The sequence below is a fragment of the Acinetobacter sp. YH16031 genome (assembly GCF_013417335.1).
Taxonomy (GTDB): Bacteria; Pseudomonadota; Gammaproteobacteria; order Pseudomonadales; family Moraxellaceae; genus Acinetobacter.
Genome location: NZ_VPED01000001.1, coordinates 1 through 17,447, shown reverse-complemented (window position 1 = coordinate 17,447; position 17,447 = coordinate 1). Strand labels below are relative to the sequence as shown.

Genomic DNA, 17,447 nt, shown 5'->3' with positions numbered 1-17,447 from the left:
AGATCTCTGTTTAAAACTGTTGTAAAAGGAAAGTATAAGTAAGACGAGTAGAAATAAAAAAAGCCCCTGATTTCAGGAGCTTTTTTGAGAATTCAAATCTTATTGAGATACAGGCGCTTTTTTCAAATTACGTACTAACAGATTAAGTGTTTCACGATGATGAGAAAGACGCTGTTCGACTAATTGAAATTCAACTTTAAGTTTGTCATCCATCTGGTGAATTTTTTCTGCTACAGCCGCCTTTTTCACCTGAATTTCTTGTTCTTTGAGTTTAGCCCAGTCATTCAATGTTTGAGTAAAAGCTTCATATTCCTGAGCGATTTTACTTTTCACATTGATAATGTCTTCATTGACATTATGACCATATACCGCCAGATCCTGCTCAGCATATTTAAACTTCATTGCCAGTTCAGCTTTTTTGATATTAAAGCTTGGAATACGGCGCAGATTTTTAGCCAGGCCCAGTTTAGAGCAAGTCCAGATTAACCATTTGGTTGGATCATATTGCCACCATTTCACGCCATTACGGTAATCATACTGGAAGATGTGATGATAGTTATGATAACCCTCACCCCAAGTCGCAATCGCTAACCAGAAGTTGTCACGTGCAGTGTTTTCATCCGTATAAGGACGTGAACCCCACATATGGCACAGTGAGTTAATGAAGAAGGTGACATGATGGCTCAGGATTAAACGCACCAGACCACCCAATAATAATACACCCCAAACATCGCCTACAGCCCAGCCGATTGGCAATAGAATCGCAGCGTGTACTGCAATTACTAGAGGCACATAGTATTTGTGCTGGAACATAACGACTTTGTCGTTTTGCAGGTCTGGTGCATTTTTGTAGTTTGGTTCTGCAGCAGGATAGTCACGCAGCATCCAGCCCAGGTGCGCATACCAGAAGCCGTTATTAATTGAATATGGGTCTTTTTCCACGTCATCGACATGACGGTGATGGGTACGGTGGCCTGAACCCCAGTACAGAATACTGTTCTGCACTGCAAAGGTACCCATGATCATTAAAATGATTTTTAAAGGTAAAGTCGCTTCATAAGCACGATGTGCCCAAAGACGATGATAGCCCGCTGTAATCCCCAGGCTGCTAACGCCGAGCAAAACAAACATACTGATCCAAGCGGCAAGGCTAAAATCATGGTGATACGCATATAACGGAATCGCGATAACAGCTACAATGGGTAAAACTACCAGAGCAAACACAGCGACCCAGTTAATTGGGGCTTGAGGTAGGGGAGCATTCATCTCCAACAGCACTCCTGGAACCTGGGAAGGCATAAGAAAAAGCAGAGGCCGCTATTGTTTATTTTAACAGCGGTTAAGTCATTCATATTAGCACGCCCCCTAGGGCATCACTAGCATTATTGTACGGTTGTATTGTACTTATCGGTAACAGAATAAGTAGGATGAAAACTACCATTTTCGCGGGCTAGACAGGCTCTGATTTCCGAGTAAATCATTGAGATTTTTGAAGCTTTTAATCAAATTTATTTTCTTAAAATGAGTTAAGTGAATGTTCATTTTTTCTACTAGATTGCAGAGAAATAAATTTGTAAGCAAACCCGTAACCCAAAGTTAAACAAGATTACAGACAGGCATTCTTCTTTAAATTATTTTTCAAGGCTTAAAGAAAAATAATCTATATATAGAATCTTGCATTTTGGGTCATTTAAAGATGTTGCATCATTAACTTCGGATAATCGGTAATGAGACCCTGAATACCCCAGTCGCGTAATTCTTTGGCACGATTAACATCATTTACGGTCCAGACGCTGATGGTGAGTTCGGCAGCTTGTGTGGCCTGAATAATATCTTTGCTGGCCAGCTCATTCATCCAGCCAATCTGACAACAGCCAAGTTCCAAGGCTTGATCAATTGCCTGATATTTCACATCTGTTTCAATCAGAAGGCCACGCTTTAAACTGGAATTTTGCTGCTGCAAGGCCTGATGGATTTTAGGATCAAAGCTAGTGATCACGACTGACTGCTCATAACCCTGTAACTGCTGTTCAAGCTCAAGCGTGATTTTTTCGGCATCGGCCTGGCTCGCTACACTTTTGACTTCGACTTCAATATGATCAAAGTTATGAATCACGGTTAGGGTCTGATCCAGCATGGGAGTCGCTTCGACCTTGTTCCATTCTGACCATTTCACTGCGTGGTTATATTGACTGAGATCCTGACGGCTACATTCGTAGAGGGGTTTTTGCAAACCGGTAGTGCGTACAAAGTTATCATCATGCATGATGATCAGGGCATTATCTTTAAGCTGGCGTACGTCAAATTCGACTGCGCGAATCCCGATATCCTGAATATATTGAAAACCGCCTAGTGTATTTTCAGGGGCTTCCCCACGCGCACCGCGATGTCCGATTATGCGCATGCTGCGATAACCTGAAGAAGTGAAGATGAAAACATAATGATGAAGAGTTGTGACAGGAGTATTGCAATATTCTGCGCCTGAAACACTTTGTTGCAAATACCGTTGGCGCAGAATTTTCCGTGCAATTTAATACATTTTAGCGGATTTATTGATCAATGGTTTCGTTGATATTTTTTTGCCATAACACCTCAGAACCACCTTCAACACGTTGCAAGGTGCGTGAAGCCACAAACAGCCAGTCAGATAGGCGATTTAATAGCTGCAGGGAAGTCGCCTGAATATTCTGGTCGCGTGAGTGAACTGACATCACGCTGCGCTCTGCACGACGGCACACGGCACGGGCTTGATGAGCAAAACTGCAAACTAAAGTACCCGCAGGCAAAATAAAATCTTTCAGCATCGGCAAAGCGTCATTCATGCGATCGATGTCATTTTCCAGATAATCAATCGAGACTGGTTGAACCAGGTTAAAGCCAGGGATACACACTTCACCACCCAGATCAAACAGCCAGTGCTGGATCAGGCTTAAAGATTTATCCCAGGTCGCTTTATCCTGAATGCTGCTTGCCGCGATTTGTGCGCGTAAAACCCCAATGATGGCATTTAGCTCATCCACATCACCGAGTGCGGTAATACGCAAGTCATCTTTGGCAACGCGTGAGCCATCGCCAAGCCCTGTGGTGCCTGAATCGCCAGTGCGGGTATAGATTTTACTTAAACGGTGGCCCATATAAGTTCCTTAAATGATTAAATGCTGTCAATAAAAAGAATCATGCCATAGGCATGACATGATTCTCAAAAGTATTTGCTTGGATTTGGGCGAGTTTAATATTTAAAGGTCACACCGGCAGAAGCGAGTCGGCCTTCATCAACATAATAATTATTCCAGTTGTATTCGATCTTATGACGAACATCACCGACATTTTCTATGTTGGTAAATACTTTGACATGTGGGTTGATATTCCAGTAAGCATTTAAATCGACGGTCGCATAGCCCGGATTATGGTCTGAATCACTCCAGCTTTTTGACTTGGAACGGGCAATAAGAGAAGCACTCATCCCATAAATTTCATTTTCCAAACCTGTGGTCAGAGTGAGGGTTTGACGTGGTCGTTTAGCTAACTCAATATTCGTTTTGCTATCTTTAGCTTGTACATACGCAAAAGCAGTATCGATGAACCAATCGTCTTGTTTCCAGTTCCATGCAAGCTCGCCACCACGAAGCGTTGCTTCGCTGATGTTATTTAACTTGCCATCAACTTTTTGGATCATGTTATCCACTTCGTTTTGATACACGGAAAGTGAAATAGATGAGTTTTGAGTGAGGGCCTGGTCGAAGCCAATTTCATAAGACAGACTTTCTTCGGCTTTTAAATTTGGATTTGCAGATTCACCACTGTACAGCTCATTTAAGTTTGGTGAACGAAAAGCTGAACCAATATTCGTATAGACGCTGAGTTGAGGTGATATTGCATAACGTGCAGCCGCTTGCCCTACAGTATGAGAGCCATATTTCTCGTTATCTTCAACACGGATGCCGAGTTGAGTATTGAGTTTATCTGATTGATATTGATGCTGTGTGTAATATCCTTGAGAGGAAACATCACCTTTGTAGGCAACTCCATAAGAAAGAACATCACCATCAAGATTGCTATGCGTTGTCCCTAGTAAAATATGATGCTGATCATTTAGATTGAGTTTGGCATACAATTCTGCTTCTTGAGTAGTGCTATATGAATAATCGACCTGACCTAGATAATTCGTAGCATTTTGATCTAATTGATCGTCAAACTGGGATAAGCGAGCATTGAGTTCTAATTGTGAGCCTAGGTTAATTCGTCCTCTCAGGTTAACCATTTCATTTTCAAAATCTTGTGAAGTGAGGCTACCTGCATTGTAATCACTTGTGCCTTTATTTTGGCTGTAATCGAGAGATAAGCCATATTGGTCTTTGTGGACGCCAAATTTTGTGCTGAAACCTTTTTGGTCAAAGGAGTAATTTTCATCTTCATCATCTAGAACAGATTTTCCGTCAGTTTCCAGGCGTTGACCACGGATTTGGGCATAAAAACCATCTTCAGCTAAATCGGCACCCACGAGTGATTTGTAAGTTTTATTCTCGCCAATTTCACCTGTTATAAATGCACCTGATTGTTCAGGTGTTTTAGAAATCATATGAATGACGCCGCCAATGGCATCTGTACCATATAAAACTGATGCTGGACCCTTCAGAATTTCAATTTGCTTGATATCGGTAGTATCAATAAAAGGGAGAGAAGCTGAACTGCTTAAAGCAGTATTCAATCGCATGCCATCACGCAGAACGAGTGTATGTGACGAGCTTGTGCCTCGCATAAAAATAGAGGATTGTTGTCCATAACCGCCTAGTTGAGCGACGTTTAAAGCAGCCTCTTTTTTCAATAAGTTTGGCAATGAAGCAATAGAGGATTGCTCAAGAGTCGCAGGTTCAATCACTGAAATTCGCGCAGGTACATTTTCAATGTTTTCTGCAGAGCGAGTTGCCGTGACTACAATGGTATCTAAAGAGGCTTTTGCAACTTTTTGCTCGGCGGCATGAACAGATGAAGTAAAACCCAACGCAAGTGCGATCGCACCTACCAAGGCAGCAGGCTGAAATGGAATAGACATGAGATGTGCTCCATACATTCACTCCCCGTGAATGATTGAGTTAAAGAACACAACAAGCAGGTATCCGGACTTAAATGCAGTATTGAAACTCATACTTACTTATCCACCTTCCCACATATTGATGCAGTGGTGTAAATCCTGAAGATTTATAAAGACAAGCTTTTCATTTTTTACCGTTGCGGGGGCAGTGTTGGATTTGCACCAACTTCCCTAAAGCCTTAAGGCCTTGACTCGTTGCAAATTGTGGCAAGTATAAAGTCTGCTTATGACTTAAACAATCAAGATCAAGAATAATCCGTATGAACTTTACGCAAGATCGATGATTTGCATTACAATAATTCACCTCAATCTCATAGATTACTTGATATCTTGGTAAATCAGAGCCAACACTATATGCGAACCCGTGCCAAAATCTGTGGAATCACCCGAGTTGAAGATGTCCAAGCTGTTGCTAATGCCGGCTGTGATGCCATTGGATTTGTGTTCTATCCACCGAGCCCACGAAGCGTGACTCAGGCACAGGCTGAAATGCTGGTCAAAGCAGTGCCAGCTTATATTCAAGTGGTGGGCTTATTTGTTAATAGTACGGCAGATGACATCCGGGATATTTTAAAAACTGTTCCGCTGGATATTCTGCAGTTTCATGGTGATGAAAGCCCTGAACAATGTCAGGTTATCGCAAAGCAGGTTGGGCGTCGCTGGTATAAAGCGATTCAGGTCAAACCTGATCTGGACGTAGTCGCTGAGATTCAACGTTATCAAACCGCAGGGGCCAGCGCAGTACTGTTAGACGCATGGCATCCTGATTTAAAAGGTGGTACCGGCCACAGCTTTGACTGGAGCACCTTTCCTCAATTAGATATTCCCTTGATCCTGGCTGGGGGCTTAAACCCGGACAATATCGAGCAGGCAATTCACACCACACAGGCTTATGCTGTTGATGTTAGTGGTGGTGTCGAATCCGCAAAAGGTATAAAAGACCAACAACTCATAGAACGCTTTATGCAAGGAGTCCATCGTGGATCAGCAAAGTACTAATCACAACAAGCCCGTGATTGACTATACCCAATTCCCGGATGAGCGTGGACATTTCGGTATCCATGGCGGGCGTTTTGTGTCAGAAACTCTGATGGCGGCTTTACAAGATCTGGAAAAGCTTTATTTCCGCATGAAAGATGATGAACAGTTTCTGGCAGAATTCGACCGTGATCTAGCCTACTACGTAGGTCGTCCTAGTCCTTTATATCATGCTGAGCGATGGTCTAAAGAGTTGGGTGGTGCGCAAATTTACTTAAAGCGTGAAGATCTGAACCATACTGGCTCGCATAAAGTAAACAACACGATTGGTCAGGCTTTACTGGCTAAGCTTTCAGGTAAAAAACGCATTATTGCAGAAACTGGTGCTGGTCAGCACGGCGTGGCGACTGCAACGATCGCAGCACGTTTAGGCCTAGAATGTGTGGTATTCATGGGTGCCGAAGACGTGAAACGTCAGGCGATGAACGTTTATCGTATGCGTTTGCTTGGTGCAACTGTTGTCCCTGTAGAAAGTGGCTCTAAAACATTAAAAGATGCCATGAACGAAGCGATGCGTGACTGGGTTACCAATGTTGACTCAACTTATTATGTGATTGGTACCGTGGCAGGTCCGCACCCATATCCACAATTGGTTCGTGACTTCCAGTCCATTATTGGCCGTGAAGCACGCCGTCAGATTCAGGAACAGGCAGGTCGTCTTCCAGATGCATTGGTCGCTTGTGTGGGTGGTGGTTCTAATGCAATGGGCTTGTTCTATCCATTCCTGAACGATCAGGATGTGAAAATGTATGGTGTTGAAGCTGCAGGTTTAGGGATCGAAACTGGCAAGCACTCTGCACCATTGAATGCGGGTCACGTCGGTGTACTGCATGGTAACCGTACTTATCTGATGTCTGATAAAGAAGGTCAGATCATTGAAACGCATTCAATTTCTGCCGGTCTGGATTATCCGGGTGTAGGACCGGAACACAGCTTCCTGAAAGATATGGAACGCGTGAACTACGTGCCGATCAATGACCAGGAAGCGTTACAAGGTTTCCGTGATCTAACCAAGATCGAAGGAATCATTCCTGCGCTTGAAAGTTCACATGCGATGGCGTATGTCACTAAACTTGCACCAACCATGGACAAGGATCAAATCATTATTGCCACCGTTTCTGGTCGTGGTGATAAAGACTTAATGACTGTTGCCCGTATTGATGGCGTGGAAATGGTTGAGATGTAAAATCTCCCCCGGCCCCTCCTTTCTAAAAGGAGGGAAGGGTGGATTAAGAAAAATCGTATTGAAGCTATTCAGTACGATTTTTTTATTTTTATAGATAAGAAAATTTTTAAAGATGAAGAGGAAGGATCAATCTGGCTGGAAGTGGTATAAAAATTATACAAGTTCTGGATAAAACAGCAAAAAATCAGTTTCTCATTCAGAAAATTAAAATGGTTATTTTAAGCAGAATTGGCCGGAAGAGCTGACGAACGGTTTTAAAAAATTCTTTATCAAATCTCAATAATCGGCATAATAGCTTCAAGCAAAAATAGTTTTTGATTGAGATGGAATGTCTTAATGGATTTAATTCAGGAAAATGGACAACCACGTTACGGACGTTTCAAGGAAATTCCAAAAAGTATTGATTACAATGCGTACCAGTACAAAAATCCCTATGGCGATGTACTGACCGGCTGGCGTAAACAACTAAAATATAAAAAATTTAAATTCTGTAGTATTCAACACGAGCATTATACGATTGGCCTTGCGATTGCGGATATTGCCTGGGCCGGGCACAGTTTTTTCTATATTTATAACCATATTAATAACGAAGTGCAGGAATGGAATGCGATCAATTTCTTCTCGCGCAATACGGTGCTAGATGAACAGCCATTGTTTAATCATAGTTATTTTCACAAATCTCCCTTTCAGATTGATATCCAGCATGCCAATGGGGTGCGTTATATCCATGTGACTAAATACGGTGAAATCAAGCTCAGTGCCCGAATTTTCTGTGCAGGTACAGATCCGCTGAGTATGTGTAGTCCGACCGGAATTAATGGCTGGACCTATACCCAGAAATTGACCACTTTGGGTTGTGAAGGTTATTTCGTAAATAAGCAGGGTGAAACCATCCAGTTTAATGAGCGCACCTTCGCCTCTCTGGATGATACCTGCGGCTTTTTGCGTCCTGAAACTGCCTGGTTCTGGCTATCTTGTAATTTCTGGGATACCAATCGTAACCGTATCGGGATCAATCTCGCTTCCGGTGTCAATGAAAGCTTTGGCAATGAAAACTGTTTGTGGGTAAATGGCAAAATTTATCCTGTAGCAGATGTATTGTTTCAGCAGGAATCTAACGAACGCTGGAACATCCAGTCATTGGATGGCTGTTTGAACCTGAATGTACACACGGGCTGGCGCCGTTATGAAAATCTGAATCTGCGTCTGGTCGGCAGTCAGTTTAGCCAGTGGCAGGCAAAAGTATCAGGCACCATCCGGCAAGATGGTCAGGAGATTGTACTGGTCAATGAATATGGACTTTTAGAACAGCACTATGCCAAGTGGTAACTTATTTCTTGTAGGTTTTGGATTCATAAAAAAGCCTTCAATCTCGAAGGCTTTTGATTTCTAGGTTTAATCTTCTGCAGCTTGCCAGAAGGCTTCTCCTGCCTGAATCGGATCACCGGTTTCTGCCAGCGTTTTTACCCAGACATCATATTGAGCAATCACTGGGTGCTGGGATGGATGGAAATCCTTTTTAAACCAGTCACGATACTGTTTACCCATACGAGTCAAAGTACCCTTTTTACCAAAAAACCAAGGTAAGCCCCGGATATTCATTTGCAAGCGTTGCAGCGGGCTAAAGCCATCATGTTTGAGCATGACATTGGCACGGTAAATGGTAAAACCAAACATCAGCAAAGTCGTGATGAGCAAGGTGTATTGACGCAGCCATTCTGGCGTTTTTGCCACATCTTTCATGACATCAAAAGCCACATCACGATGTTCCATTTCCTCAATCGCATGCCAGGCAAACATGGCACGGACAAAAGGATGGGCATTTCTTAAAGTATCTTTTTGTCCATAAAAAGTTTCAGCCATGAGCGCGGTCAAATGTTCCGCTGCTGCAGTGACTGCAATATTGTACTCAGGCGAACGGTTCTTCAAGTCATAGTTCATCATGTAGTTCAGACGCTGAATAAACTGATCGACCGGCATGCCTTGTTCCCGCATCAGGTTATTCATCTTGTCGTGGGCAATGCCATGCTGGGCTTCCTGACGGATAAAATCAGCTACCCGTTTCTGTAAATCTGGGTCTTTGATCTGGTCGCGGAACAGACGCACACTCTGAATGAAATAACGTTCACCGTCTGGAAAGGTCAGACTCAGTGCATCAAACATACGGGTCAGGAATGGATCGCCACTAAACCAGTAGCGTGGAATTTCACTCAGCTTAAAATCAAGATTACTACGTACCACAGGCTGTATGGAAGATTTTAAAGGTGCGTTCATCTGCTTTCATTCTTTTTCTGGAGATGCTGACAGTATGTTCAGAATTGCACAAATTGTTTTGACAGATATGGCCAATTTTTATACATTTTACGCCAGAGAAAAATAAAATATACATTCGCAGCGGAGACAGGGACGCGCTCATGCAGGACATCAAAATCTCCAATGGTTATATCCAGCTATGGGCCACCTATTTGCGTAGCTTAAATATAGAACCTTTAACCGCAGAGTTTCTTGCAGATCTACGACCTCAGCTCATTGGACTGATTGATCAGCCTTTTGATGCACAAGTTCCGCTGGATTTTCTCAATAGCATCCTGTTAAGAACCCAAAAACAGCTAGCGTGTCCACAGTTAATTTTTGAAATTGTGCAATGTATTCGGCCAGAACATTTTGGTGTGCTGGGCTATATGGTATCCAAAAGCAGCAGTATTCCTGAGATCATCGGCTACATCATGCGTTTTCAGCGACTGGTCATTGATGGGAGTGAATTTGTCCCATTGCAACTAAGACAGCATGCACAAAGTATTGAATTATATTGGATCTATCAGGATAAGCGTTATAACCTGCTGAATGAGCTGACCATCGCAGCCATGGTGCAATTGGGACGTTTTATTTTGCAGAATCATCCTTTGCTCTTGCGGCGGGTGCGTTTTGCCCATGCTCCTGAAATTGCCCGCATTCATTATCAAAAATTCTATGCTGCAGAAGTACAGTTTTCACAGCAGGATTATGGCTTTGAACTGGATATACAGGGACTGAACCTGAAATCGGAACAGGCCGATCCCATGCTATTACAGTTATTGATTCGTCAGGCTGAAGAAGCGATTGCAGCTAAACCACCCGTGGAAAGTATTTTGACTCAGGCCCAAAAAGTGGTTGCGGAGCATTTAAGAAGCAGACAGCAGGCCATTAAAATTGAACAGCTGGCCGAGCAACTGTTTGTATCGACCCGCACTTTGCAACGTCAGCTAAATGAGCAAGGCAGTTCTTTTAAAAAACTGTTGGAACATGAAAGAATCAGGCGCTGTGAAAGCTTATTGCATCAGCCCCTAAGCCTGACCGAGATTGCCCAGCAACTAGACTATTCTGACCAGTCGGCTTTGGCCCGTGCTTATAAGGCGGCAACAGGCCGGACGTTATTGCAATATAGAAAACAATTAAAACAGGATCAGGCATAAAAAAACGGCCATCATTGGCCGCTTTATCTCATGACTTAATTTAAGCTGTTTTTAATTTAGGGTATCGGAAAGCAATCGCGATCACTGCAAAGATTGCCAGAATCCAGCAATAATACACGCCCCCGATTAGCTCGACTGGAGAAAGTTTGGCAATTGAACAAGCCAGTAATAATTGTGCGCCATAAGGAATCAGCCCCTGTACCACACAGGAGAAAATATCCATCAGGGCGGCGGCACGTTTTGGATCAACCCCGTATTCTTTCGCCACTTCACGGGCCATATCACCAGCCAGAATAATCGCGACAGTGTTATTTGCTACAAACAGATTGGAAAATACCACCAGAAAGCTGATTCCAATTTCACCGGCCCGCTGACGACCTACTTTAAATAAGCGAGTCAGCGCGTAGATGCGTTCGATCAGCCAGCGTAAACCACCTTCACGTTGCATGATCGCAGACAGGCCACCCAGGAACATGGATAACAATGCCACTTCAAACATGCCGACAAAGCCGTCATAAATAGAATTATTCAGCTTGAGGATATTGAAATCTGGCGTAACAAATAGCCCAAATAAACCCGATAACACGACACCGATGGTTAAAACAGCCAGAACATGCAGACGGCTAAAAGCCAATAAAAACACCGCAATATAAGGCAGGACCAGGATCCAGTTAAAGTCCTTGTATTCCACCGGGCTGGAACCGCCAGCATTGAAGATATAGATCAAAATCGTGACGATGGAAGCTGGCACAGCAATCCAGACATTGACTCTGAACTTGTCACGTAACTGAACTTTCTGGCTGCTGGTTGCAGCGATGGTAGTATCCGAAATCATCGACAGGTTATCACCGAACATTGCCCCACCGACCACGGCGCCGATCGCATAAACCACCGGAATCTCGGTCACTTGTGCAAAGCCAAAGGCAATGGGTGCACAGGCGGCAATGGTTCCCATAGAGGTACCCATCGCCGTCGCAATAAATGCCGAAATCACAAACAGCATCGGTAAGACAAAACTCGGAGGAATAACGGACAGGCCCATTTGTACAGTAGCATCAACACTACCAATCGCACTGCTGACACTAGCAAAAGCACCGGCTAGCATAAACACCATGAACATCAGAATCAGGTTGGGATGGCTGGCACCTTTCAGAAATTCTTCAATACCCTGGTTGAGTTTGCCGCGATACACTAATGCAGCCAAGATAATCGCGGGCAGGGCGGCAACAGGTGCTTTAATCTGATAAAACGCAAATTCAGTTCCGATCAGAGAATGATAGATCCCGCTACCTAAAAAGATGGTTAAAAATACAATAAGCGGCAACAGTGCAATGGCGCGTGCCTGCACTGTACCTTCAGAGTCAGTCTGCATAGGAGATAAAAAAATAAGAGAATGGGGCTAGTATAAAACAGGTTTTGCAATTTCAGAAAACTTTAAATGAATGCGCTAACACCTGCATTTTTATTAATTTTTCCATGATAAAAATAAGTTTATCTAAATATTCAACATTTTAGGGAATGCCAAAATTAGGCATCTTTGATCATTGAGAAAAAAATCAAAATAATCGTAAATAGATCCCTTCGGGTTGTTCTGAAATCCTCGCACAGGAAATGAAATGCCAGAGGTCGATGTTGCACACTGTTCAATGTACAAAAAATAGCGTTACAATGCGATGTCTTGTATTTCTACATAGTCAATGTCTCAAGTTTGAAACACCTTAAGGAAAGCTCAGCCCTATGTCACGTTTAGCCACACGATTTGGACAACTTAAATCTCAACAGCGTAAAGCTTTAGTTTCTTATGTTATGGCTGGTGACCCGCATCCAGAGGTAACCGTACCTTTGCTGCACCAGATGGTGGACGCTGGCGTCGACGTGATTGAACTGGGTCTCCCTTTCTCAGATCCAATGGCAGATGGTCCGGTGATTGCTCTGGCTGCTGAACGCGCGCTGGCCGGTGGCACTAATACCCTAGATGCACTGCACATGGTGAAAGAATTTCGCTTGAAAGACCGCGAAACACCAGTGGTACTCATGGGTTATCTCAATCCGGTTGAAGTCATTGGCTATGAAAAGTTTGTGGCTTATGCCTATGAATGCGGTGTCGACGGCGTGCTTCTGGTCGATCTTCCTCCTGAAGAAGCTCAAGATTTGGGGCAGGTGCTGGAAAAATATGAAATGGATCAGATTTTCCTGTTGGCTCCGACCTCAACTGATGAGCGTATTCAGCATGTAGTGAAACAGGCCAGTGGCTTTATTTACTATGTGTCGTTGAAAGGTGTGACGGGTGCTGCAACATTAGATGTATCTGAAGCAGCTGCACGTATTCAGAAAATTAAGGCAGAGACAGATGTTCCTGTAGGCGTGGGTTTTGGTATCAGTGATGCTGCATCTGCGAAAGCGATGGGTGTTGCTGCCGATGCAGTTATTGTGGGAAGTGCGTTTGTAAAACAGTTTGCAACCCTCGCGCCAGAACAAGCCGTTATTGCGACGGTGAATAAAGTCAAGGAGCTTCGAGCAGCGCTCGATGAGTTATAGTATGAGTCAACAAGTGAAATCAGGCAAAATTCTGAGCCCATCGACCCCATGGACGGAGCGTATTGTTCCGGGCATTCATGTACCTGATGAGCAAACCACCCTAAAAGCGACATTCACAGAGCCAACAATTGAGTGCCCTGAATGTCATGCTTTGGTGACACGTACTGCAATGTCATTTAATGCTTATGTTTGTCCACAATGCGATGAACATCTGAAAATGAAAGCACGTGACCGTCTGAACTGGTTCTTTGATCAGGTACAGACTGAAATGGGTCAGGAATTTACGGCCAAAGATCCACTGAAATTTGTCGACAGCAAAGCTTATCCTGAGCGTATGTCGGAAGCACAAAAGAAAACGGGTGAAACTGAAGCACTGATCGTGATGCAAGGTCTGCTGAAAGGCGTGCCAATGATTGCAACCGCATTTGAATTTGATTTCATGGGCGGCTCTATGGGCACCGTAGTGGGTGACCGTTTTGTGCAGGCAGCAGAGCGTGCGATTGAAACACATCAGCCTCTGATCTGTTTTGCAGCTTCTGGTGGTGCACGTATGCAGGAAGGCATGCTGTCTTTGATGCAAATGGCACGTACTTCAGCAGCGATTCAGCGTTTGAAAGAAGCAGGTCTGCCTTATGTGGTGGTATTGACCCACCCAGTTTATGGTGGTGTAACTGCGTCTTTAGCCATGCTGGGTGATGTGCATCTGGCTGAACCGAAAGCCATGATCGGCTTTGCGGGTAAGCGTGTGATCGAACAGACCGTGCGTGAAAAACTGGACGAGCCGTTCCAGCGTGCTGAATATTTGCTTGATCATGGTGTAATCGATCAGATTGTTCACCGTCATGCATTACGTGATACAGTTTATCGTATTATCACGAAATTGATGAACCTGCCTTGAACACAGCACCATTAGCAACTGATTCACTTGATACATGGCTCGATTATTGGAGCCATGTTCACGTTACGGGGATTGATTTAGGCCTGGAACGTGTTATTCCTGTGGCTGAAAAGCTGGGCGTGATCAATCCGGAGGCTAAAGTCCTGACGGTTGCCGGAACCAATGGTAAAGGTTCAACGACCACGACTCTGGCTGCCATTCTCAATGCTCAGGGTTTTAAGGTCGGACTGTATCAGTCTCCTCATGTATATCGTTTTAATGAACGGGTGAAATTACGTGGGGTTGAAGTCGAAGACCAGTTGCTGATTGATGCTTTTGTTGAAGTCGATCGGGCACGTCGCGAATGCGATTTAAGCCTGTCATTCTTTGAAGCAACCACACTTGCTGCATTTGTGATTTTTAAACATGAACTGTGTAATGTGTGGGTGCTGGAAGTCGGATTGGGTGGCCGTCTGGATGTCGTGAATGTGGTTAATCCGGATGTTGCAGTCATCACCAATATCGGACTGGATCATACCGACTGGCTCGGTGATACCATTGAAAAAATTGCTTTTGAAAAAGCTGGTATTATCCGTCCGAATATTCCCGTGATATTTGGTGGTCAGCAAGATATTCCGCAAGCCATTCTGGATAAAGCTGCTGAATGCAATGCGCCGTTGTATGCTATCAACCGTGATTATTTCTATGAAGCCTTTGAAGATGGCAAAACCTGGGCTTTTGCATCGTCGGGTACGACTTTAAAATTGCCAACAGGTTCACTGGCGCTGGATAATATTTCGACAGCGGTTGCAGCGATCTTGCTGAGTGGTTTGGAAGTCAACCAGACAGCGATTGCGGAAGGAATTCAGGCAGCTAAATTGCCGGGACGTTTTGAAGTCCGAGAAATTCAGAATAAGACCGTAATTTTTGATGCCGGACATAACCCGCATGGGGTAGAGTTCCTGTTAAAACAATTACGCAATTATTTAAATTACAACAAGAAATATAAAGAAGTCATTTGTGTATTTTCCATGCTGGCAGATAAAGATATAAATTCTGTCGTCAAGTTGTTGAAAGACACTGTTCATTTGTGGAAAATTGCACCATTATCTGTGCCACGTGCGGCAGAGGTCACACTTTTGACTGATGCATTGCAAGGTGAATTGATAGAACAATTTGACAATGTAAAATTAGCTTTTAAATCAGCGCTGGATGAAACAGAGAATAATCAGCTGATTTTGGTATGTGGATCATTTCATACCTTAGAAGCGGTATGGGAGTATTTGGAAGAATGTCAATGAATAACAAACAACGCTGGATGGGTGGCGTTGTTTTACTAGGTGGTGGTGTTTTATTGGCAGCATTACTCCTGAAAGGCCAAAATGAAATTCATCAGGATCGTCAGCAAAACCCGGCACTGGCTGCAGAAGTAGAATCAAAAGATACAGTCAACAATTCATTAGGTTCTTTAACAGTCGATGTGGAAACAGAAAAACGTCTGCTGGAACAGCAGCGTCGTGACCGCGAAAAAGCAGTGGCTGAACAGGAAGCCCGTGCAGCTGAATTTTTAGCCATGCAACAGCAGGCTGAGGCAGATGCAGCACGTCGTGCGGCTGAAGAATATGCTGCTTTGAATGCCCATCGTATGGGACAGCAAAGTTCAGACAATATTCCACCTGAGCTGGCAGAAGATGAACAGACGAAGCAAAAACGTCTGGCTGAAGACAAGGCTGCTACACAAAAAAAGTTAGAACAGCAGAAACTTGAGCAGCAAAAAGCCCAAACTTCAGCTGATACTGCCAAGAAACAGGCAGAGCAGAAGGCTGCAGAAGAAAAACGTAAGCTAGAAGAGAAACGTAAAGCTGAAGAAGCGCATAAGGCAGCTGAAGCAAAACGTAAGGCCGAGGAAGAGCACAAAGCGGCTGAAAAGAAAAAAGAAGCTGAGCATAAAGCTGCTGAAGAAAAACGTAAGGCAGAAGAAAAACGTAAGGCAGAAGAAAAGCGCAAAGCTGAAGAGAAACATAAAGCAGAAGAGGCCAAGAAAAAGGCTGAAGCTGAAAAAGCCCGTAAACTTCTTGAAGGTGAAAGTGATAAACAGTGGATGGTGCAGGTGGCATTGGCTGCCAATGAAGCCAATGCTGATGCCATTGCGGCCAAACTGCGAGCCAAAGGCTACAAGGTCACCAAGAGCCAGACATCTAAAGGTGTGCGTATCATGGTCGGTCCATCTAAAGACCGTGAAACAGCAGATGCACTGCGTAAGAAAATCGCGTCTGATGCCAGCCTGAACATGAAATCAGCCTGGGTGAATGACTGGGTGCCGCTAGATAAGCGTTAATTCTCTTACTTAACCGAAGTTTCTGTAGATGGATTCGTGAGTTGCTCGCGAATCCATCTTACATTTTCAGGGATAAATAATTTTTCAATATTGCGCCAAATGGAATGAAAGCCATAACCGCCATGCTTCATTTCCCGTACTGCGTCTTCAATGCGCCAGTTCTGGAAAATAATCCGGTACATGGCCACACTGGCACCGGTACGGTCTGAACCATGATAACAGTGTAAAAGTATTTTTTCATTATTTTGCCGTGCCTGTTGAATCAACTGCATTACGTTCAGTAAATCCTCGCGATTCATAGCCCAGGTATGAATGGGAACATGTTTAAGCTTGAGGTCTTCATTTGACAAAATATCCGTATCTTTATCGCGTGAACGCAGGTTGATCACCACATTAATGGCATATCGTTTTAATAAGGGCGTCAGTTCATCGCTCGGCTGTTCACTCCGGTAAAGTTCATCGCTAATCTGATAAAAATTATGTTCTTCATGCAGTCCCTGTCCCCAGTGCATTGGGCGTTCCTGTTCAGGCAGCGCTGGAGTACAGCCAGATAAAACAAACGCGGAAACCAGAAGAAGTACATAATTATTTTTCATTGCGCGTTAAACCCTCTTTTTAATCATTCTCTTCAACAGCATATCGGCTTTTGCAAAAAAAAGCCTGTCCGAAGACAGGCTTGATGGGAAAAGTTCGAAAACCCGGCTCGTCGGTGGGTATCAAACTAAACATGAAAATGATGGTTGATGCATGACAATCTTCATTTTCATGGTGGAGAGTTGATTGCAGTTTTTTAATATTCCTTAGATTAGCATTTGAAGTGCAACACCATGTTGTTGCCATAATACCTGACTCGGACTTTTAAAGCCGAGTCTTTTTCTTGGACGATGATTCAAGCGTTGAGTAATTTCTGCAATATATGCATCCGT

15 protein-coding genes and 1 riboswitch are annotated in these 17,447 nt (G+C 43.8%); of the genes, 8 read left to right on the top strand and 7 right to left on the bottom strand.

Going from position 1 to position 17,447, the window contains the following annotated elements:
• Positions 1–99: 99 nt before the first annotated feature.
• The 4 genes from FTV31_RS00080 to FTV31_RS00065 all read right to left on the bottom strand — a co-directional run bounded on the left by FTV31_RS00080 (position 100) and on the right by FTV31_RS00065 (position 5,053).
• Entirely contained in the window at positions 100–1,266 is a 1,167-nt protein-coding gene (locus FTV31_RS00080; RefSeq protein WP_104495369.1) for an acyl-CoA desaturase, read from the bottom strand.
• 424 nt (positions 1,267–1,690) lie between these two features.
• Complete coding sequence (locus tag FTV31_RS00075) at positions 1,691–2,404, bottom strand: glycerophosphodiester phosphodiesterase (protein ID WP_104495371.1); 714 nt, start codon at positions 2,402–2,404, stop codon at positions 1,691–1,693.
• A gap of 145 nt (positions 2,405–2,549) precedes the next feature.
• Positions 2,550–3,134 carry a cob(I)yrinic acid a,c-diamide adenosyltransferase gene (locus FTV31_RS00070; RefSeq protein WP_180012598.1) on the bottom strand — a complete coding sequence of 195 codons (585 nt, stop codon included), beginning with the start codon at positions 3,132–3,134 and terminating at the stop codon, positions 2,550–2,552.
• Positions 3,135–3,229: 95 nt separating this feature from the next.
• Complete coding sequence (locus FTV31_RS00065) at positions 3,230–5,053, bottom strand: TonB-dependent siderophore receptor (protein ID WP_180012597.1); 1,824 nt, start codon at positions 5,051–5,053, stop codon at positions 3,230–3,232.
• Positions 5,054–5,090: 37 nt separating this feature from the next.
• Positions 5,091–5,303, bottom strand: a riboswitch (cobalamin riboswitch).
• 143 nt (positions 5,304–5,446) lie between these two features.
• Here FTV31_RS00065 and FTV31_RS00060 point away from each other — a divergent pair.
• The 3 genes from FTV31_RS00060 (at position 5,447) to FTV31_RS00050 (ending at position 8,645) form a co-directional block, all read left to right on the top strand.
• A complete protein-coding gene (locus FTV31_RS00060; protein WP_180012596.1) occupies positions 5,447–6,091 on the top strand; it encodes a phosphoribosylanthranilate isomerase in 645 nt (214 codons plus the stop codon).
• Positions 6,072–7,316, top strand: a complete 1,245-nt coding sequence (gene trpB / locus FTV31_RS00055) for a tryptophan synthase subunit beta (RefSeq protein ID WP_004782182.1) — start codon at positions 6,072–6,074, stop codon at positions 7,314–7,316. The genes FTV31_RS00060 and trpB overlap by 20 nt, the downstream gene beginning before the upstream one ends.
• Positions 7,317–7,652: 336 nt before the next feature.
• On the top strand, positions 7,653–8,645 hold the full coding sequence (locus FTV31_RS00050) for a DUF2804 domain-containing protein (RefSeq protein ID WP_180012595.1): 993 nt from the start codon (positions 7,653–7,655) through the stop codon (positions 8,643–8,645).
• A gap of 66 nt (positions 8,646–8,711) precedes the next feature.
• Here the strand turns inward: FTV31_RS00050 and FTV31_RS00045 are convergent, their stop codons facing one another.
• Positions 8,712–9,590: a metal-dependent hydrolase gene (locus FTV31_RS00045; protein WP_180012594.1), complete on the bottom strand. Its 879-nt coding sequence runs from the start codon at positions 9,588–9,590 to the stop codon at positions 8,712–8,714.
• 140 nt (positions 9,591–9,730) lie between these two features.
• Between FTV31_RS00045 and FTV31_RS00040 the strand changes: the two genes are divergently transcribed.
• On the top strand, positions 9,731–10,768 hold the full coding sequence (locus FTV31_RS00040; RefSeq protein WP_180012593.1) for an AraC family transcriptional regulator: 1,038 nt from the start codon (positions 9,731–9,733) through the stop codon (positions 10,766–10,768).
• Between the two features lie 40 nt (positions 10,769–10,808).
• Here the strand turns inward: FTV31_RS00040 and FTV31_RS00035 are convergent, their stop codons facing one another.
• A complete protein-coding gene (locus tag FTV31_RS00035) occupies positions 10,809–12,140 on the bottom strand; it encodes a Na+/H+ antiporter NhaC family protein (RefSeq protein WP_180012592.1) in 1,332 nt (443 codons plus the stop codon).
• Positions 12,141–12,505: 365 nt separating this feature from the next.
• On the opposite strand from FTV31_RS00035, the gene trpA reads away from it, so the two are divergent.
• The 4 genes from trpA to FTV31_RS00015 are packed head-to-tail and all read left to right on the top strand — an operon-like array spanning position 12,506 to position 16,521.
• The gene (trpA, locus tag FTV31_RS00030) at positions 12,506–13,306 is read left to right on the top strand and encodes a tryptophan synthase subunit alpha (RefSeq protein ID WP_004782187.1); all 801 of its coding nucleotides are present in this window, start codon (positions 12,506–12,508) and stop codon (positions 13,304–13,306) included.
• Position 13,307: 1 nt separating this feature from the next.
• Positions 13,308–14,204 carry an acetyl-CoA carboxylase, carboxyltransferase subunit beta gene (accD, locus tag FTV31_RS00025; RefSeq protein WP_034169942.1) on the top strand — a complete coding sequence of 299 codons (897 nt, stop codon included), beginning with the start codon at positions 13,308–13,310 and terminating at the stop codon, positions 14,202–14,204.
• Complete coding sequence (gene folC / locus FTV31_RS00020; RefSeq protein ID WP_180012591.1) at positions 14,201–15,484, top strand: bifunctional tetrahydrofolate synthase/dihydrofolate synthase; 1,284 nt, start codon at positions 14,201–14,203, stop codon at positions 15,482–15,484. The genes accD and folC overlap by 4 nt, the downstream gene beginning before the upstream one ends.
• Positions 15,475–16,521, top strand: a complete 1,047-nt coding sequence (locus FTV31_RS00015) for an SPOR domain-containing protein (protein ID WP_373684505.1) — start codon at positions 15,475–15,477, stop codon at positions 16,519–16,521. Before folC ends, FTV31_RS00015 begins: the two co-directional genes overlap by 10 nt.
• 5 nt (positions 16,522–16,526) lie before the next feature.
• Here FTV31_RS00015 and FTV31_RS00010 read toward each other — a convergent pair whose 3' ends face one another.
• On the bottom strand, positions 16,527–17,117 hold the full coding sequence (locus FTV31_RS00010; RefSeq protein WP_179993247.1) for a dual specificity protein phosphatase family protein: 591 nt from the start codon (positions 17,115–17,117) through the stop codon (positions 16,527–16,529).
• Positions 17,118–17,447: the final 330 nt, after the last annotated feature.